Raw genomic sequence first — 19435 nt, 5'->3', positions numbered from 1 at the left:
TTCCTGAATACCTCAAAAAGGAGGCTCATAATGTGAATTAATGATTAAGCAATTGATCGACAAGACAAATGAAAATAACTAAAATTCTTCAATTTTTGCTTCATGTAACTAGAGGTGCAATATGTGTCAATTAAAGATATCAGACTTGAGTTTTTGTGAAGTAGTAGCAGAAAATGAGGTTGAGGTCAAAGGTGGATTGACTCTTGGGGAAATAGGGATAAGTTCTAGAGTAAAACCCTTACTAGAGAGACTTATGCCTGATCTAAGTGAGCTATTTGATCTATCTGGCGTACCTTTAGAGGTAACACCCCTTGCTTCCGAAGATGGAAATACTATTGAGAAGCTTGAAAACACAAGCGCAGGTATATCCGGATATCAAGTGACGAGTCAGGATGGCACAACCAAGTTTGGTATGTTAACTGGTACAGACTTTGTGTTTGCTTCTACATCATCTATCAAATCGTCTTGACCCCCTAGTAATTTGTGTCATTAAGATTCCCGACTTCTTAGAGAAGTCGGGAATCTGACCACCCTGTAAACAAAGTTAAGAGGAACAGAGACATGGAAGAAAACAAAAAATTTAACCATCAAATGGAAATCAATGACTTAATTGATGATGCCATTACAAATGCTATAACACGAAGAAGTTTAGTAGAAACAAAAGACGCATTATTCGCTGTCTCTGATCAAGAAGCCGCAATAATTGCAGGAAGGTAAGGCTGCTTGTATACGATGTCCGCAAATCATTACAGATAATTATTCTGCATCCGAGCAGTTACATCAAGTAGCAGACCCTGCTGTGTACTCTCATATCTAATGTATTACGGTAAATCTTTGCTTCAAGGATTTCCAATTGAAAAAAGCATTACGAAAAGTAATAATTTCAGGAGAAGATAATATGTCTTTAGAAATTTTGCAAAAAGTTAAAGACTTCCTTGTCAAACTTGTTAAAGACGAAGCTTTTCGCACTCAGTTAATTAATAAGAAAGCTGAAGAAGCAGAACAATTTTTGCAAGAGAAAGGCTATAATTTCTCTCAAAAAGAATTTGAAACAGCCGCTATCCAAATATTAGAGTTAAAAGAATTAGGTCAGTTTAACGAACTCAGTGAAGAGGAACTAGTGGGAGCTGTTGGTGGAATTGCGAGCATTGCTCCAGAAGATTCTATTGTTCAACCACTATACGGCGTTATATCTTGGCCTCCCAAAGGGTATCCTAAACCTTGGCCCAAACCTTGGCCTAGACCATTACCGAAGCCACTACCCCAACCACAACCTTTGTATGGCATAGTAATTAGTCCACTTGACCAAACTTCTCAAGCATCAGATACATAAACTGAGTTCGTGTGAGTTCGTAAATTTTAGTTAAAAAAGTGTGTTCCTTAATTATGCAGATTGTAGATTTGTCCTATCTAGGCAATATCCCAGAAACCGATTTAATTTTAGGTTCTGTTAGAGCTACTGTCGCAGCTAATGCATCAGCCACAGGGTCTTCACCCAAAACTTATGCATCAACAAATACTTTCGCCAAACCACTACGAAACGGTGGCGCCATTGCAATTGGTACAGGATTAGGTATAGCGAATGGTAATAATCCTACAGCTAATGTAGCTGTCGCAGGTGAGGGTGATTTCGTAATTGATATAGATGGCTCTGGATACCTCGTTTCTAAAAATACTGCTATTGCCCTTGGTATTGTAATCGCAATAGATTTACCTCGCAAAAAGGGCTAATATTACATGCTCTTTTAATTCTAATCCCAGATGGAGAGTTAGCCATGACATACCACCGCACGAGTTATGCTGTATGGGAAATTACCTTAAAGTGCAATCTTGCCTGTAGTCACTGTGGTTCGCGCGCGGGAAATACACGCTCGAAAGAACTTTCAACACAAGAAGCGCTATTACTTGTTAAACAAATGGCATCCGTTGGGATAAAAGAAGTTACCCTCATTGGTGGTGAGGCATTTCTGCGTCCAGACTGGTTAGAGATTGCTTCAGAGATAACGAAAGCTGGAATGTTATGTGGCATGACTACTGGCGGCTATGGTATATCATTGGAAACCGCGCAAAGAATGAAAGAAGCGGGAATTCGCACGGTTTCCGTTTCAATTGATGGTTTGGAACAAACTCACGACCGTTTACGAGGTAGAAAAGGCTCTTGGAAATACGCTTTTAAGACGATGAGTCACCTCAAAGAAGTTGGCATTACCTTCGGTTGCAATACCCAAATTAATCGTTTATCAGCACCAGAGTTTCCTAGTATATATGAACTTATTCGTGATGCAGGCGCCCGTGCTTGGCAAGTTCAACTTACTGTACCAATGGGCAATGCCGCCGATAATTCAGATATCCTCCTCCAACCTTACGAGTTACTAGATATTTACCCAATGCTCGCGCGTGTTGCTCGTCGTGCTTATGCTGAAGGAGTTCAACTCCAGGCAGGAAATAACATCGGTTACTACGGACCATACGAACGGCTTTTACGCGGACGGGGTAACGAAAGTGAATGGTCATTCTGGCAAGGTTGCGGCGCCGGACTTTCGACTTTAGGAATTGAAGCTGATGGAGCAATTAAAGGTTGTCCTTCGCTACCTACAACCGCCTATACAGGTGGTAATATTAGAGAGCGCACGCTGCATGATATCATTGAGAATACAGCAGAATTGCGAATGAATTTAGGAGCAGGAACATCAGAAGGTATCAAGCACCTCTGGGGTTTTTGTAAAACTTGTGAATATGCCGAACTTTGCCGTGGGGGTTGCAGTTGGACTGCTCACGTATTCTTTGATAAGAGGGGTAACAATCCTTACTGCCATCACCGCGCGCTAGTCCATGCAGAACAAGGTTTAAGAGAGCGTGTAGTACTATTAGCTCAGGCGCCAGGACAACCTTTTGACAATGGAGAATTTGAATTAATTGTAGAGCCTATAGACGCTCCCTTACCAGAAAATGACCCATTGCATTTTAGTGCTGACCGCATCCAGTGGTCTCTTGATTGGCAAGAAAACAAAGAATCTTACTCACTAATCGGGTAATCAATTATGACAAACAATTTAAAAATAGCCGAACCTCCAGAAGCAAAAAGTGATTTAGAGCTATCAAAAGACAAATTGCAGCAACCCGCTCTGCTTCCTAGGTCAGCTTGGAAAAGCCAATTAACACATTTAAAAGTGCTTTTAAAAGCAAAGCAAACTTTAGACAAAACACAAATTAATATAAATTCTACAGATATCAAAGAGCAATAAAAAATTCAAATTTTATGAATACCCCCAGGAAAACTCCAGATTATTTCAGTTTATTAAAGCTCAGAATTTGCGTTTTTGTTGGGGGAATCAAAATCGATTAAAAGTTTAAAATTATACAAATTTTCATTATGAATACCACGAATATTCCAGAATATAATATTGAATCTCTCATCCAAATAGCAATGCAAAACCATAAATCCAATCAATTGGATGAAGCAGAATCGATATATAAAGAAATATTACAAAAGCAGCCCAACTCAACCAAGATTTGGTTCGCTTTGGGTAATCTCTATCAAGTTCAAGGCTTATTACCAGAAGCAGAAAAAGCTTACAGACAAGCTGTTTCTTTGCAACCAGATGCAGTATCAATTTATAATAATCTGGGTTATACTTTGCAGCAACAAAGTAAATATGATGAGGCTATAAGCTGCTATCGAAAAGCTTTGGAACTACAGCCCAACTGCACCGAAGCTTCGGTGAACTTAGGCAACACCCTCCACGCTCAAGGGCAACTCTCATCAGAAAAACAACTCTACTACGCCGCTTTAAACCATCAGTTAGGTCTTAGGTTGAAAAAAGCAGGTGATTTGAAGAATGCTGAGGCTTGCTATAACAAAGCAATTGAACTCAATCCCAATTGTGGAGAAGCTTACATAGGCTTAGGAGAGATTTACCAAATACAGCATAATTTAAAGGAAGCAGTTGCAGTTTATCGGCGAGGGTTAAAGCTCATTAATCCTCACTACGCAGCAGCTACGGAAGTTTATGAAAATGCTCAAACTCCTCAACAGGTGCTAGTAACACCCCCAATTCCTGTACATGAAGTAATTGTGGGAGACTATACTTTTCCTGCTATTGCTCCAGTTACAGATGGTGATGAGCGACCAATATTTTCTGTAGTCATTCCGATTTATAACCGCACTGACTATCTCCTGCAATGCCTTGCCAGTGTACTCGAACAGTGGACTGGGGCAGAGGAAATGGAAATTCTGGTCATCGACAATGCCAGTATACAGCCCTTGTTTGAACTAGTGTATGAGATTGGGGGAGGAGTGGTACGTTACTACCGCAACCCTGAAAATATAGGCGCCATCAGAAATGGTAATACAGGTATTGCACTCAGTCGTGGTAAGTGGATTCATCTACTCCACGATGATGATTATGTACTCCCTGGTTTTTATGCTCGTTTGAAGCAAAGCCTTCTGGAGTGTCCGGACTCAGTAGCATTTGCTTTTACAGGATATGAGAATGTTAATAAGCAGGGTAAATTAATTCACTCGCCGAAGTTAGATAGCAATCAACGAGGAATTGTTCGAGATTGGCTACAGCAAATTGGAGTAGCAAATTTATTAAATATATGTGCAGTAGTAATTCGTCGGGAAGCCCATGAACGTAATGGGGTATATCTTCCTGAATTGTTATACTCAAACGACTGGGAACTCTACAAACGCATTGCAGTTTCTTATGATTGCTGGTATGAACCGGAAACTTTAGCTTGCTACCGTGAGCATGTTAAAAGTATTACCAACGAGCTGTGTAAAACTCGTGCGGATGTCACATCCATTATTGATACAATTGAAATATCAAAGAGTTATCTCCCAGTTGAGCATTGCGCTGAGATTACAGCAAAAGCTCACAATTATTACTTTCGTTTTTTTCTAGCAGACGCAAAAAAATTTCTAGAATTTGGCGATGTTAGTAGTGCTTTTCGTTTAATTCAACAAATTATTCAACTTGACCGTTCTCCACAAGCGCTAGCAAATTTATTTGTCTTGTTAGCTGAAGATGAAGCAGCTCCCCTACGAGAAGAAATTGTTTCCCAATTATTTCCAATATCGTTGAATAAAAATTCAACATTCAAGGTTAAAACTCCAAAAGTCAAGCTTAAAAGTTTAATCTATAAATTAAAATTTAAAAAGGGAGCCAACTTAGTTTCAGTTGAGGTCTAAATCGCCAATTTAAACTAAACAATCACAGTTTAAAAAATTAATTAAGAATATCATTACTTTACAAATTGATCTGGTCAATGATATTATTTTATTAATAAATTCTAGCGGCGATTACTATACAATTTATAGAGTTGCACAAGCTATATCCACATCTTGCAGTGCATCTCGAAATTGTCTACTTTGTCAATGCGTAAACTTTAGTTAATTCACACTCATAGGCTCATGATGCTAATTAATGATTTGTCCTATTTAAAGAATACTCAAGAAAACGACTTAATTTTTGGTGGTGCTGATATATTCATAGTAGCTAATGCAACAGCAGGGGGAAACAATTCTCTTACTCTCACTGATGTAAACATTGATTCAACGACTAAGAAAAACGGTGTTTCTAAGGTAACCGGTACAGGATTAGCTATTGCAATTGGTGAAGACCCTACAGTTGATACCGATTATGGTCTTGAAGGCTTTGATCGAGCGAAGGTTAAAACTCGTTATCGAGGAGGAGATAACTATGCGATAGAGACTGTTAGGATCAAGGCGACTGATCGACCCTAACTGATAAAATTTTCAAGAAACCGGGAATATGAAGATAAATCAAGATTTTTCAGCATAGTCTCTCCCATTTCCCCGGTTTCCTACCATTTTGCCTGACAGCAACAAAATATACATGCTATAGTACAAAAGAACTTTACCAGCAATACAATTTTCTATAACTAGGGCTATGGTATCGATACAAAACAAAATTGTTTTCATACATTAAATCAGCAACGCCGTAAATTATATAGGCAACCACAGCTTGAAGAATTGCTATTGGCAGAACATAAGTATCATATATTCTGTTCAATATAAGCAATTCCCGTGTTTTTATGGCAAAGCGGTGTAAAATTTATGTGAAGTTTATGTAAACTCACGATAAAGATTGTTATAAACCGTTTAAATTACTACAGTTTTCTGTAAGTATTTTTAAAGAAACAAATTATGTTTGTGCTGTTCCTTGTCGTATTCATTCCAATTAGTATCAACTATTGTAAACACTCATGCAGCTATATAACTACTCAGTGTTATACGCCAATAGTTTTTATATTGGACATTTAAATGAAATAGTGCGTAGCTCATATAGTTTATAGATTTGGGGAAACTAAATTTATGAAAAACATAGCACTGCTTTGATCTGTACCTAGTTCGATAGCAGTCAATTTCAGAAGCCCATTATTTTGCCTGCAATTGTAAGGTTTTGTGTCTGATTCTAAAGCTAAATTAAAAATTTAGTAACAATTTAAAACATTTTGGAGCTTATAAATTAAACTGAGGTCAATAATAAACCGGATATTTTCCCCCAGCAGATCGAATTCCAGGGGAAATACCCAAGTTTAGCTGCTTATCACGTCGTCTTTAAAGTTAGCTTCACAAGGTAACTGTTTACACTGCTTTTATCCTTGCCAGAGGTCGAAAGCAGCTAGCCACAGTAAAGCCTTGTTAATGCTGTCAACATTAAAACAACTCTGTTAATTATGGCACTTGATTTGACTCAGAATCAAGTTTTGCGCGGCAAAGCTTTGATGCACTTAGACACTTACTTCGATACTTATAGTTACGTAGCTTTATATTGACGTACGTTTATATTGGTGCTTAAGTCTTTTCATAGAAGACTTTTATTCGCCTTCGTAGACGAATGTCTAGTAATTTACCGACTTGTATACATTTTATTTGCTTGTATCAGTAGCCTTGAAAATTACGGTGCCGTAATTAGCAGGTTGGTAGTTGCTCGCATTAGATATATACATTTTGAACTATGGAGGTAAAAGGTGTCTTCGGTATTTTTGGAGCAGGAACTTAGTCGAGCCATCATCACTATTTTGGGCGAGCAGCCTTCTACAAAAGATTTGGAAGTTTGCCTAAGCGCGGTGGAAATTCTGAAACCGCCACCAGCAAAGCAATTTTGGCAAAAACTTACTAATAGTAGTGGTATTTATATCGTGCTTGCAGGTAAAGTAGGCATATCGGATGCAGCAGACAACTTGATAGTTACGCTTCATTCATATGAGACTTTTGGTGAGGCAACGCTGTTTGGCGCTCCTTCGTTTCATGATTACAGTGCCAGGTCTTCAGATGATTTGCAGCTTGCTTATCTGAACGGGAAAGTGGTGCAAGATTTGATAGATAAGTATCCCAAGATTTACGAACGCATATTAGCGCGCGCTGAAATTTTGGATTTTGCACTTTCATATTGCAGTAATTCATCCTAAGATTCGGCATCAGTGAAATAATTTTAGTTGAAAACACTACTCATATATATCATTTTTAGCCGCACTCAATTTTTTAACATATTAAATTGGGTGATTATTGGTGTTTAGCTATTTTTTTCACAACTCAATATTGAGGAATATTATGCAAATTTTAATAAAAATATTATCATTTGCATTATGTATATAAAACCTATTAATTATTGCGAAAACTTATCACAATATACTTGCTTTTAAAGATTTATAGTGATAACTTATAAAAGTGACTGAGACAGAAACTAATTTCTGTACGACCGAATTCCTAGATAAATATAATTATTGAATTCTCAGGAGAATCAATCATGATTATCAACGATTTATCTCACATCGAAGTTGCTAACCAAGCTCAAAACATCCAAGGTGGCAGTGCCAAGAAGTATGGTAAGGGTAAAGACATTTTTGCTTTCGCCGATGCAGAAGCAGATGCATACGCAAAAGGTAAAAAATTTGCTGCTACCGAAGTTTCTACTTTCACTAGCACCAGTACTAAAGGTTATGCTTCCTCTTACTCTGGTGCTTATTCTTCCTCCGTCTCTAACTAAGAACGCAATTTCCCTATAAGTGTTTATAACTTCTAAGCAATAAAGCTTGGTACAAGCATGTACTTATCATTTTAGAGGAAGTTTTAACACTTTTCAAAATTACTGAAAATCGCTGAAGATATTAAATATCTTTGGCGATACTTATATTTTAAAAAGGGACAAAAATATGCATCGAATAACAATAGATGACCTCAGTTTTTTTGTAGTGGAAACCGAATTAGCTAGTCAAATTTGCGGCGGATTTGATAAAGAAGTTTATTCTGGAACTGGAAAAGGCGCCTGGTCTGCTAGTGCTGATAGTGGCTATAACACAGCTTACAAAGCGGGCTATATTGTAAATAAGAAAAAAGGCACCATAGATGCTGGAGTAGACGTTTCACTTGCATATGGAGTTGCTGGTGCAATTGCTGCTAGCGTTTCTGATGGAGAGCAATATGTGAAAACACGTTCATCAGTATCATTGAGTATTTAGCTAGCTTTACTTTAGCTTAGTTTTTACAGCTATTGATTAGAGCATATATCGACCTGCTCAAATCAGTAGCTTTTTAATAGCTTCATAGGAGGTCAAAACTATGACAGAATATCGAGTTGTAACTAAACGTTACGTTTCATCAGATGGCAAAGTAATTGCAGAAGCGAAAAGTGTAGTAAGTGGATCTGATACGAATGATTGTCAAGTCAGCCAATCGGTTTCAATTCATATTCATGAAAATGGTACAGTTATTTCAAAGTCTGTAAGCGTTAGTACATAAATGTAGAGATGCGATATATCGTGTTTTGATTTACGATATATCGCGTCTTTATTGTGGATATATAGCATTTCCACAAGCTGCAATTATTACAAATTTTTTAACATTGATCTACGCTTTATTTTTGCTACTATAATCATAGCTCCTCCAACCATAACCAAACCAATACTACTGGTATTTTCTGGAACCGCAACAGCCGCGCGATTTGATTTGAACTCAACCAATCTTAAACTTGTCTCCGAAGCGAACATTCGAGAATAGCGTCCATTGACATCCGTTCGAGCAAATTCTTTCACACCACCAAAAGAATTTTGTGTAAACGCATTTGCAATAGAAAAGTTTCCAGCATTCTTGTAAGTAATAAAGTCTCCATTATTTGGAGTTGCAATTTTACCTTTCAAAGAAATTGAGTCTAAAAGACTGCCATCTTTTTCGTCGTATAACATCAACGAAACTAGACCTTCAGAAACAGCGCTCTCTTCAACAGGATTATCAATTGAAGTCAAGAGTTCTAAAAAACCGCTGTAATCAAAAGAAAAAGTGGCGCCTTTAGGAACTAAAAAATTATACCCAATTACTCCAGCAATGCTTTCGGCTACAGCAATATCATCTGCGCGCTCACCAATCACCTTGCTAAAAGAAGTATTATTCGCAGATGTCTGTCTAGGATTATCGAATATTTCAAAGTTTGCTTCTGCGCTAGCATCTGCCGTGGCGCCACCAATACCGCTCGGACTAATGGTTTCTGTAAAAGCTCCTACGTCTGTGAAAATATCTTTTGGGTTAATGCTGAAATTCTCTAGCTGAAACTTTGCTTCTGAAGATGCCAAAGTTGCAGCTTGGGCAGGTACGCTAGCAATTAGCGTTGCAATCGCAGGAGTTGCTATAAGTAAAAAATGTTTTACTAGCCCTAAATATCTTTGCATTCGATAATTCCAATTAATTGTTAAATAAATTACAACATGCAAGCTCAAATAGCTACCTTATAAGTAAGACAGTCAGCGAAATTGCGAATCAAAGCGTATAGTTTGACTACTAAATCAAACTACGCACGCAATCTCCACAGTTTTATATTTGATGCCTGAATTTTTACTGGCAAACAATACATGCATTACCGCATTCTCAACTAGGTAATAAACCTAGCTGGTAGATGTGCTTATGTAACTATACTAAGACCGTAACCGTATTAAAAGTGTAATCTTTGCATAAAAATAGATAATAATATTTTAAACAAATATAAAGTTAACAGTAATAATACTAAGCACATATAATCAAATTTTTGATTTGCCAACAGTATATATACTTATTTTTGTTTTTTCGCAATAATCAATCTCCCTAATATATATGACGTGACATCTTGCACCTTCTATGGGGAACGTAAGGTAGGCACCACCCTGAGTAAAAATAGGTGTTACAAGCTTTTTCATTCTCAATAAGTTCAAGCTGCAAGATGTCAGTGACTTTATAAGGCGTTTAGCCCCCCTCCTGCGCGCCTATGGTGTACACACAAGTTAAAGAAACCCGGTTTCTTGTTGACTAAATAGAAAAATTACTGATGCAAACAAACAGAAACCGGGTTTCTCACCATAAATGAAGAAACTGAGTACAACTCGTAGGCACCGTTTTGATTGCCCAAGCTATGAGAAACAAGCGTTTTAATACTTGTGTATACGGTCATATCATGTCCGGGAGCATAACCATAATAAAATCATTGTAGAGACGCGATTAATCGCGTCTCTACGTAACGTGGTAATTTATGGGTAATCAACCGGACATGATATCAGTCGAATTTAGGGGGGATTTAAATTCTGAACCGAGTAGTATTGAAAATGTACCCTTAAAACATAGGCAGAGAGCGTATACACAAGCCCTCTGCCTTCTGCTTAAAAATAAAAAATAATAGTGATAAAATTTAAAACCAAAACCGCTAACGTTTCATCAAACGATTGCGAATGCTAAAAAGTTTTTCCTGGCTGTTAACTGGACCTCGTGGTGATGGTATTTCAGTATTAGGCCAAGTTGCTAAATCAAAGCAAGGACAAGCTATAGCTGGCATTCCCATATGTCGCATTGGAACTGGCATATCGCACCGCGCACAAGACTCAATTTCCCATTCCGACTCCAAAAGCTCGGCAATTGTTTCGTGCGTACCCTCAAGATGACAACGATTTGGCGCCTCAATTACCTTTTGCCAACATTCTTCAAATTCTAAGCTATAGCCACTATCTGCAAAAATTTTCCGGGGCAGCAAGGTCGCTGTTCCGTTATTAATAACAACACGTTTACCTAGCTGAAACCAATAAGCTAGATATTTTTTTACTTCAACTGTATTTGCCATGCTCCTATTATAAGTTTTCAGTATTCAACTCCATACCACCAATCATAAATAAAGACTTAAGAATATACATCTGTACGGGCGGGTTAACCAATATCCCAGTCAATAATCAAAAATTCCTCTAAACCCGCCCTTCCCCTCCCTTCCTCCTCACTCAATAGCCGTCCCTAATCTACTAAGATCGAGAGCATATCCTCCTGTAACCAAGTAAACCGTATCAGAAATCTTACTCAGGCGCCGAACTAACGAACCCAAACGGTCGCGAAACGTTCTCCCTATCGGATACGCTGGCACAACTCCCCACCCTGTTTCTTCAGCAACAAATATAATATCACTTGCAACTAGTTCTACTGTATTTAAAAAATCCTGCACAGTGTTATTCCATTCGAGTTCTTCCTGTTCAAGTAGATTTGCCACCCAGGTTCCCAAAGAATCAACCAAAATACAAGTTTGCGGCTTGACATTAGCTAATGCCTGTGATATTAAAATTGGCACTTCTAGCGTTGACCAGTTTTGCGGGCGCCTAACAATATGTCGCTGAATCCGAGAAAGCCACTCAACATCATTAGTATCTCTGTTTGCAGTAGCTATATATACAACGTTATTTGAATTTAAAGCAAGTTTTTCAGCCCACTCGCTTTTACCAGAACGTGCTGGCCCTGTGACTAATATAACTTTACCCAAAGTTCTTCCTTAGTATATGCGCGCAGAGTAACTATATTAAGTTTATCTAAAAACATCTAACTGTTTTTGTGTATAAATACTATTTTCGTGCTGAAATAATTTTTAATGGATAAAAATACTATCAGTGTTTTCGTCTATAAAATGTAAGTTATACAGGTTGAAGCGATTATCAGGGTTATTCGGCAATGGTTAAGAGTGGAAGATTGGTAATATTTAAAATACGGTGTCCCTATAAATTCTTCAAAGTGCCTTCCACTAATATGTAGGTACTTTTGCACTACTAATTTTTATTTCCTCTTCTTTTGTTTATTAACACAGGAATTCCTTATGAAAGCAGGCATCAAGCGTATTGAGACGACTCTACACAATTTAGTACCACAAAGCACTACACAAGAGATACATCAAGGGGCGCCATCACCAGCATTATCTTTTGAAATCAATGCTAGCAGGCAGACAACGCACACACAACTAGAGCAAGAAGTAATCAGTAAAGTTACTGAAATCTCTAACCAAAATATCTCAGATCCAAATATATTTAATCCACATACGCATGAATCTGTGCAAGCTTTTTCTGTAGAATCTACACAAGATGATGAATGGAAGGCGCCGGATTTACCAAAATTTAAAACACCTGCTTTCACTAGTCATCGTAATGGCGCCAATCCAGCACTCGCAAGTAACCTTCTTTCCGAAATTCAGCAAATTGTCACAGGTTGGCAAGTTGAATTACAAACGGTAATTAGACAAATTCAAGATGTTTATATCGAAGGTCCCATCGTTAACGGTTGGCTAGAGTCGCAATCAGTACAAGCGACCGATGCCACAATTGGAACCGCAGCACTACGTCACGCTGAAGTTGACCGCTTAATGGACTATGTTGAAGAAATTTGTGCCACACACGGACAAACAAAGTCAAAAGAATCGCTACGCACTGGCTATCGTTTGTGTGGGTTAGATGCAGCGGGTAAAGTATGGAGTCGTCCTTGTCCACCCGAACAAGTCGCTAATGTCAGTATGGCTATTGCGCGCTACCAAAAATTGCGCCACCTATTAGAACGTAAACAGTATTTAGAAAATCGCCTTTCCCAATTGTCAGAAACCCTTGTAATGTTACATGGACATCTTCAGTCTCCGTAGTATCTAGGGATAGAAATAAAGAATTAGAAGTTTTTCCGAAAAAACTCGGTTGGTAAGCTTCATAATTTTGGTATAGATTAGCATCATCAGCACAAATCGTAGAGACGCAGTTCACTGCCTATTTACGATGTAAATATGAAGATGTGTATCGCATCTTCGCGTTCGTTGGCTGTGCCACACACCTTACATTATTATGCCTGAAACGCTTATCTCAGCCATCATCTGTACTCACAACCGAGACACCTACTTGGGCGCCGCGATTGATAGCCTGTTAGCACAACAAACTGCCGTTGGTTTTGAAGTTGTAGTCGTCGATAACGGTTCAACCGACCGTACTCGCGAAGTCGTCGAACAGCGACTTGCAGATGCGCGCCTGCGTTACGTTTTTGAACCAGTTCTTGGTTTATCAGTCGCACGTAATACAGGCGCATCATCGTCGAGAGGCAAAATCCTAGCATATCTCGACGATGATGCCGAAGCGAGCGTTTCATGGTTAGACACTTTGCACTCAGCGTTTGAAGCTAACTCTAAACTAGCAATAGCCGGTGGTAAAGTTACGCTTATTTATCCGCCAGGACAGGAGGCGCCTGCATGGCTATCCCCTGGTTTGGCGGCTAACTTGGGTGCATACGATTTAGGCGATAAAGTTATATATATAGATAATCCAGGTTTAACTCCAAGAGGATTAAATTATGCGATTCGTCGCAGTTTTCTAGAGGAAGTTGGAGGTTTTGACGCTAATCTTGGTCGAGTCGGCAAAAAATTATTGTCGAACGAAGAACTACAAATGACCGAACTTGCCATTGGTCGAGGTTGGCAAGTTGCTTACCTTCCTAATGCACTAGCTGCACACAACGTCCAAACAGAACGTTTACAACGTAGTTGGTTCTTTAATCGCGGTTGGTGGCAAGGCATTAGCGAGTGTTATCGTGAACAGCTAGCAGGAAAAGCAGGCATTGGACAGTTACAGCGTGGCAGCGAGCGATTTTTACGCGGTTTATATAAATCAGTGCAGTATATATCTGACCCAGCAGAACGCTTTGACAAACTCGTATACGCTTATGGTCAAATTGGATATTTAAACGCCGCCCTTCAAGGTCTTCTATCAAAAAAATAATTAGTAATTAAATAAATAACTATAGATATTATGTCTAATAAAATACCTGTTTCCGTCATCATCCCAGCTAAAAACGAAGAAGCTAATCTCCCTGCTTGTTTAGCTAGCTTACAGCAAGCCGATGAAATTTTCGTCGTAGACTCCCAAAGCACAGATAAAAGCGCAGAAATAGCTACTAGTTACGGCGCCAAAGTCGTCCAGTTCCACTTCAACGGACGCTGGCCCAAAAAGAAAAACTGGTCATTAGAAAATTTACCATTCCGCAACGAGTGGATATTAATAGTCGATTGTGATGAGCGTATCACCCCAGAATTATGGGACGAAATTGCTGTATCCATCCAAAATGACCAACAATCTGACCAGCAGTCTCAATTTGATGGTTTCTACCTCAACCGTCGCGTATTCTTCATGGGTAAATGGATTCGCCACGGTGGTAAATATCCTGACTGGAATTTACGTTTATTTAAGCACAAGCTCGGACGTTACGAAAATCTCAACACCGAAGAAATCCGCAACACAGGCGATAACGAAGTTCATGAACACGTCATCCTCCCTGGTAAAGTAGGCTACCTCAAAAACGACATGCTTCACGAAGATTTTCGTGATTTATTCCACTGGTTAGAAAGACACAACCGTTATTCCAACTGGGAAGCGCGCGTTTACTATAACATCCTCACAGGAAAAGATGACGACGGCACAATCGGTGCCTCACTATTTGGTGACGCCGTTCAACGCAAACGTTTTTTAAAGAAAATCTGGGTAAGACTACCATTCAAACCCTTACTACGCTTCATTTTGTTTTACATCATTCAACGTGGTTTTCTCGATGGCAAAGCCGGTTACATATACGGTCGCTTACTAAGTCAATACGAATACCAAATCGGGGTCAAACTATACGAATTACGTAGCTGTAACGGTCAACTAAACACCGCTAAAAAACCAACCAAAACAGCCCCAAAATTCCAACAACAAGAAGCAGAAACAGCTATCTAACATCATCATCTTGTGGAGCGGGCATCCTGCCCGCCCACCCACCCACTTAATAATCAATAAGCAAAAATACCTGTTTCCCAAGATAGATAACATGTAGCTACTATATTCATGATTAGTGAAATAAAAAACCAAGAACAAGTAAAATCATTCACCGATTTAAGCAAATATGACCAATCTTGGTTTGACCGAGGGCGCCCAACTTGGTACATATTACTGTGGTGGTTCGTGCAAGCAGTAACTTTTCCTTTAACTCTCCATCCATTCAACGGTTTACGCTGTGCCATCCTACGATTATTCGGCGCCCGTATCGGTAAAAATGTTCTAATTAGACCAACCGCACGTTTTACATATCCTTGGAAAGTAACAATCGGAGATTATAGTTGGGTTGGTGATGACGTTGTTTTTTACAGTTTAGACCATATAAATATCGGTAGTAACTGCGTCATCTCTCAAAAAAGCTATCTATGTACAGGTAGTCACGACATGAAAGACCCAGCATTTGGACTCAAAACTGCTGCCATTACAATTCATGATGGCGCCTGGGTTGCCGCAGACTGCTTTGTCGCACCAGGTGTAAATATTGGTGCAAACGCAGTTATTGGCGCCCGTAGTAGTGTTTTTGCTAACATGCCCGCTGGACAAGTTTGTGTAGGTAGCCCATGTCGTCCCAGACATCCACGCATCAAAAATTAATATTATTCCCTTTTCCCAACCAACAAATAAGTCGTCATCTTACCTTTACCCTTAACTTCTATTTCACCGCGTTCTTCAAAGATAAATTTATCGCGCAAAAGTTTATATGTAGTTTCCGATACTTGTATCTTGCCAATCAAACCGTGTGATTCCATGCGACTGGCAATATTAACCGTATCCCCCCAAAGGTCATAGGCAAACTTTTTAATCCCAATTACACCCGCAACCACAGCACCACTGTGAATGCCAATACGAATATTAAAGTTCTGGTGATTATCATTATTAAAAATTTTGATTGCGTTCTGCATGTCAAGTGCCATACAAGCTATGCAAACGGCATGGTCAAGGCGCCGTTTTGGTAAACCACCAACTACCATATACGCATCACCAATAGTTTTAATTTTTTCTAACCCATAATGCTCGCTGAGTCGGTCGAAGGCTGAAAAAATTTGGTTGAGTAAGCTTACAAGTTGAATAGCACTCAACTTCGATGATATTTGAGTAAATCCAACTATATCAGCAAACAAAACCGATACATCAGTAAAATTCTCAGCGATGTTGCCTGGTTTGTTCTTAAGCCGATTCGCTATCGTTTCTGGTAAAATATTTAGTAACAAACGTTCGGTTTGCTCTTGTTGCTGACGAAGTGCGGTTTCCGTAGCAACTCGCCTTGTAATGTTGCGGAAAATACCGCGTGTAGCGACTGGTTTATTATCAACAAATTTACAACTTATATTACCTTCGACAATAATTTTTTCACCCTGCTTAGTTAAAAATGCTGTTTCCATAGTATCAATTTTTTCACCCGCTATAACTTTGTAAAAAATCTCACGGCAGTATTGTTGATACTCAGGATGAATAATTTCAAACATATTTAAATTAGCAACTTCAGCTTCGCTATATCCCAAAGTTTCACACCAAGCACGATTTACATATATAAACTTCCCATAGTAAGTTACAGACTGTATCAAATCGTTCGCGTTTTCAAACAAATCTCGGTAGCGTTCTTCACTTTCTAATAAAGCTTCTTCTGCGTGTTTACGCTTAATAAACTCTGCAATTTGATTACCTGTAGATACGAGTATTTGCAATAAATCAATATCAGTAATTTGGACATCGCGGCTAAAAAAAGTCATTACCCCAAAGACTTGATTATCGTCCAGGATAGGAAAACCAAACGCACCTCGTAATCCTGCCATTTTAGCAGCAATCGCGCGCGTATCAATTTCAGACTGTATATCTCGTATCCATAATGGAGAGCGTGTTTCCCAAATTTGACCTGGTAAACCAACACCACTTGTATATGTAGTTTGCCAACTTACTGATTTAAAACTACGTGCAGCAATAGTACGTGCAGACCACAATTCTACACATCTAAGAGTTGGATTTACATATGAAGAAGCTACACGTTTATAAGGCGCCGTGATATACTGGTTAGGTGTCCATAGTTCTCCTAAATCCCATCCTAAATTTTCGCAAATTGCCTGTATAATTTTTGGTATCGTCACAGCAATACTCAAAGACTCTGATAATACACGAGTCACCGCAAATTGGACGGCATGATGCTGCTGTCTACGTCTACGAGTTGTAACATCTCGACCGACATACACAATATCTTCTAAACCTTTGATTTTTTTCTCAACTACCGAACACGAAAAAGCAACTAATATTTTTTCTTGAGTTTTAGTACGGCAAATAACTTCTATATTTTGGAAATATTTTTGAAACAAATTAGGCTGTTGAATCCCTTTCTGTAATAAACTATTATCGTCGATTAAAATTGATATCGGTTCCTCTATCAGTTCAGCTTCGCTATATCCAAATAATTCAGTTGCCGCCCGATTCACCTTTTTAATATTGCCAAATTTGTTTGTCACTATAAAAGCATCTGCCATCGAAGTGATAATTTTGTCCATATAATTTTTATATGACATCAAAACACTCGATAGTAAATTTGCCTCTTTCAGATGCTGCGAAAACCCATGCTCTATTAGCATCTTACTTGTGACATCTTCAATTAAAATAATCAACCGGGAAGCAAAATTATCTTCTTTTTCAGCCAGAATATAAACATCAATATATAAATCACCTTGATTTTCATTGCATCGGTTAACTCCTTCAATCTCAAATAATTCTTCTTCACCGTGCAATATAGATAACAAAACATCTTCCAAACCAATAAGTTCTGGAAAACCTTGTCGAACATCTTGACCGATAATTACCTGTTCAGGGTTTTGAGCAAATTGTTCAACTCCTTCAGATGTACTAATAATATTAAAATTGGCATCCACTTCTAAACGTTCAAATTTACGTGGTACCTGATATTTGTTCAAAATTCGGTTGAGTACCTGGTATTTCATTGTGGTACAAAAAAACTACGATAATTAATCTACTTCTGTGGCGCCAGTAAGTAAAGCTTCAAAGTCTTTCTGATACTTTTAACCTGGACATCTTTGAACATCTAGGACATTCTGGATGTTTAGTACAACATCACCAACAGAGTCAGTGAAGGTGGTATCCCACATTGCCTTGAGGAAAATCCCCACGGCTCCATTAAAATCTCGGTCGATTTCATAACTGCAATTTGGGCATTTAAAGTTCTTAGAACTACCTAGTTTTCTATGAACATGACCGCATTTTGTGCAGGTCTTTGAAGTATATTCTTCAGTTATTCTCACCAATTTGGAACCGTAACGGTTACACAAATGTTCTAAGGTTTGAGAAAACTGATAGAACGCCCAATTCATCATTGCTCTCGCTGTTTTGTTCTTTAACTTTCGCTTCTTTTTTACGATAATGGAGGAAGTTTCAAAAGTAGGAAGCACAATGATATCGTAGTTTTTTGCAAGATAAGAGCCAACTTGCTTATGGCACTCAGAACGTAAATTTTTAATCCGTGTTCTGATTCTTTCCATTGCTTGCCTTAACTTGTATTTTAATCGTTTAAACTTACGACCAACAGCCTTATCATGCCTTGATTTAAGCTTATCCAGATGAGAACAAAGTTTAGCTATTTTGTTAAAATCTCCATTCCCAAACTCAAGAAAATCACTTCCATCAAAGCCTGTTATAAAAGTTCTAACACCGGGGTCAAGAGCTATTACTTTATTTGTAACAGACGGGGTTTTCTCAGACTCAACTGGAAAGTGAGCAAACCAACGACCCTTGTTATAGGTTAGTTCAGTGGAACCATCAGTCAAAATACAGAACTCTTGACCTTTAAATTCTGGCTTTGGTAGATGCTTAGTTGTAGAAACCATCCATCTACCATTTTTATAAGCAGTAGGGTCAAATTGGATTGTTAGTTTTTGGTCACGAACACTACGGAACTTAGCTATTTTTAACCCTGCTTGAGGATGTGGTTTCTTATTTTTACCCTTACCTATAAAGTTAGGATTTCTTGCAGTAAGAGACCATGCCTTATAAGCCTCCATTGATGCATTATCTAGTATTTTAGATACGTTTAAATCGTTACACCATTGCGGGATTAGACCGGAAGATTTTAGCATTGTCCTAAAACCCATCTTACCACCCTTATTTCCAACTTTCTCAAAACCCTGATTTTGATTAAGATAAGCAATAGAAATGTTGTAAACCTTACGGACGGCAGCAACCCATTTTTTCCAAATGACAGCAAGTTCTTTACTTGGATATACTCGGTAGCTCACTGTCAAGAGTAATTTGTTTTTTGTACTTTCTAAGTCCGTAT

Annotated in this window: 21 protein-coding genes; 16 read left to right on the top strand and 5 right to left on the bottom strand. The window is 38.5% G+C overall.

Annotation, left to right across the window (positions count from 1 at the left end; all coding sequences use genetic code 11):
* Positions 1 to 121: 121 nt before the first annotated feature.
* The 12 genes from DSM106972_RS02585 to DSM106972_RS02530 all read left to right on the top strand — a co-directional run bounded on the left by DSM106972_RS02585 (position 122) and on the right by DSM106972_RS02530 (position 8770).
* Positions 122 to 469 (top strand): hypothetical protein, encoded by a 348-nt coding sequence (locus DSM106972_RS02585; RefSeq protein ID WP_127078534.1) that lies wholly within the window; start codon positions 122 to 124, stop codon positions 467 to 469.
* A 92-nt stretch (positions 470 to 561) separates the two neighbouring features.
* Positions 562 to 717 (top strand): hypothetical protein, encoded by a 156-nt coding sequence (locus tag DSM106972_RS51120; protein ID WP_158632753.1) that lies wholly within the window; start codon positions 562 to 564, stop codon positions 715 to 717.
* 181 nt (positions 718 to 898) lie between these two features.
* Positions 899 to 1333, top strand: coding sequence for a Nif11-like leader peptide family natural product precursor (locus DSM106972_RS02575; RefSeq protein ID WP_127078532.1), 435 nt, complete (start codon positions 899 to 901; stop codon positions 1331 to 1333).
* Between the two features lie 53 nt (positions 1334 to 1386).
* Positions 1387 to 1731: a hypothetical protein gene (locus DSM106972_RS02570; protein ID WP_127078530.1), complete on the top strand. Its 345-nt coding sequence runs from the start codon at positions 1387 to 1389 to the stop codon at positions 1729 to 1731.
* Between the two features lie 44 nt (positions 1732 to 1775).
* The gene (locus DSM106972_RS02565) at positions 1776 to 3035 is read left to right on the top strand and encodes a nif11-class peptide radical SAM maturase 3 (RefSeq protein ID WP_127078528.1); all 1260 of its coding nucleotides are present in this window, start codon (positions 1776 to 1778) and stop codon (positions 3033 to 3035) included.
* A gap of 6 nt (positions 3036 to 3041) precedes the next feature.
* Positions 3042 to 3245: a hypothetical protein gene (locus DSM106972_RS02560; RefSeq protein WP_127078526.1), complete on the top strand. Its 204-nt coding sequence runs from the start codon at positions 3042 to 3044 to the stop codon at positions 3243 to 3245.
* 128 nt (positions 3246 to 3373) lie between these two features.
* Positions 3374 to 5194 (top strand): tetratricopeptide repeat protein, encoded by a 1821-nt coding sequence (locus DSM106972_RS02555; RefSeq protein ID WP_127078524.1) that lies wholly within the window; start codon positions 3374 to 3376, stop codon positions 5192 to 5194.
* Between the two features lie 222 nt (positions 5195 to 5416).
* A complete protein-coding gene (locus tag DSM106972_RS02550; RefSeq protein WP_127078522.1) occupies positions 5417 to 5749 on the top strand; it encodes a hypothetical protein in 333 nt (110 codons plus the stop codon).
* Positions 5750 to 6999: 1250 nt separating this feature from the next.
* Positions 7000 to 7440: a cyclic nucleotide-binding domain-containing protein gene (locus DSM106972_RS02545; RefSeq protein WP_127078520.1), complete on the top strand. Its 441-nt coding sequence runs from the start codon at positions 7000 to 7002 to the stop codon at positions 7438 to 7440.
* Between the two features lie 338 nt (positions 7441 to 7778).
* Positions 7779 to 8018: a hypothetical protein gene (locus DSM106972_RS02540; RefSeq protein WP_127078518.1), complete on the top strand. Its 240-nt coding sequence runs from the start codon at positions 7779 to 7781 to the stop codon at positions 8016 to 8018.
* Positions 8019 to 8184: 166 nt separating this feature from the next.
* Positions 8185 to 8490 carry a hypothetical protein gene (locus tag DSM106972_RS02535; protein ID WP_127078516.1) on the top strand — a complete coding sequence of 102 codons (306 nt, stop codon included), beginning with the start codon at positions 8185 to 8187 and terminating at the stop codon, positions 8488 to 8490.
* A 100-nt stretch (positions 8491 to 8590) separates the two neighbouring features.
* The gene (locus tag DSM106972_RS02530; RefSeq protein ID WP_127078514.1) at positions 8591 to 8770 is read left to right on the top strand and encodes a hypothetical protein; all 180 of its coding nucleotides are present in this window, start codon (positions 8591 to 8593) and stop codon (positions 8768 to 8770) included.
* Between the two features lie 86 nt (positions 8771 to 8856).
* Here the strand turns inward: DSM106972_RS02530 and DSM106972_RS02525 are convergent, their stop codons facing one another.
* The 3 genes from DSM106972_RS02525 to cobU form a co-directional block, all read right to left on the bottom strand.
* The gene (locus DSM106972_RS02525; protein WP_127078513.1) at positions 8857 to 9693 is read right to left on the bottom strand and encodes a hypothetical protein; all 837 of its coding nucleotides are present in this window, start codon (positions 9691 to 9693) and stop codon (positions 8857 to 8859) included.
* A 1001-nt stretch (positions 9694 to 10694) separates the two neighbouring features.
* Positions 10695 to 11105 (bottom strand): hypothetical protein, encoded by a 411-nt coding sequence (locus DSM106972_RS02520; protein ID WP_127078511.1) that lies wholly within the window; start codon positions 11103 to 11105, stop codon positions 10695 to 10697.
* A 147-nt stretch (positions 11106 to 11252) separates the two neighbouring features.
* A complete protein-coding gene (gene cobU / locus DSM106972_RS02515; protein ID WP_127078509.1) occupies positions 11253 to 11786 on the bottom strand; it encodes a bifunctional adenosylcobinamide kinase/adenosylcobinamide-phosphate guanylyltransferase in 534 nt (177 codons plus the stop codon).
* A 327-nt stretch (positions 11787 to 12113) separates the two neighbouring features.
* Between cobU and DSM106972_RS02510 the strand changes: the two genes are divergently transcribed.
* The 4 genes from DSM106972_RS02510 (at position 12114) to hpsU (ending at position 15726) form a co-directional block, all read left to right on the top strand.
* Entirely contained in the window at positions 12114 to 12923 is an 810-nt protein-coding gene (locus DSM106972_RS02510; RefSeq protein WP_127078507.1) for a hypothetical protein, read from the top strand.
* Positions 12924 to 13116: 193 nt separating this feature from the next.
* Entirely contained in the window at positions 13117 to 14040 is a 924-nt protein-coding gene (locus DSM106972_RS02505) for a glycosyltransferase family 2 protein (RefSeq protein WP_127078505.1), read from the top strand.
* A gap of 30 nt (positions 14041 to 14070) precedes the next feature.
* Positions 14071 to 15033: a glycosyltransferase family 2 protein gene (locus DSM106972_RS02500; protein ID WP_127078503.1), complete on the top strand. Its 963-nt coding sequence runs from the start codon at positions 14071 to 14073 to the stop codon at positions 15031 to 15033.
* A gap of 108 nt (positions 15034 to 15141) precedes the next feature.
* Positions 15142 to 15726, top strand: a complete 585-nt coding sequence (hpsU, locus tag DSM106972_RS02495; protein ID WP_127078501.1) for a hormogonium polysaccharide biosynthesis acetyltransferase HpsU — start codon at positions 15142 to 15144, stop codon at positions 15724 to 15726.
* Positions 15727 to 15728: 2 nt separating this feature from the next.
* On the opposite strand, the gene DSM106972_RS02490 is transcribed toward hpsU, so the two are convergent.
* Both DSM106972_RS02490 and DSM106972_RS02485 read right to left on the bottom strand, forming a co-directional pair.
* A complete protein-coding gene (locus DSM106972_RS02490) occupies positions 15729 to 18086 on the bottom strand; it encodes an adenylate/guanylate cyclase domain-containing protein (protein ID WP_127078499.1) in 2358 nt (785 codons plus the stop codon).
* Between the two features lie 78 nt (positions 18087 to 18164).
* On the bottom strand, positions 18165 to 19435 hold a 1271-nt coding region (locus tag DSM106972_RS02485), incomplete at its 5' end, for an RNA-guided endonuclease InsQ/TnpB family protein (protein ID WP_233787861.1).

Origin of the sequence: Dulcicalothrix desertica PCC 7102, from assembly GCF_003991905.1 — a bacterium.
Lineage (GTDB): Bacteria > Cyanobacteriota > Cyanobacteriia > Cyanobacteriales > Nostocaceae > Dulcicalothrix > Dulcicalothrix desertica.
Note: the sequence above shows the minus strand (reverse complement) of the source record. Positions and strands in the feature narration are given on the sequence as shown.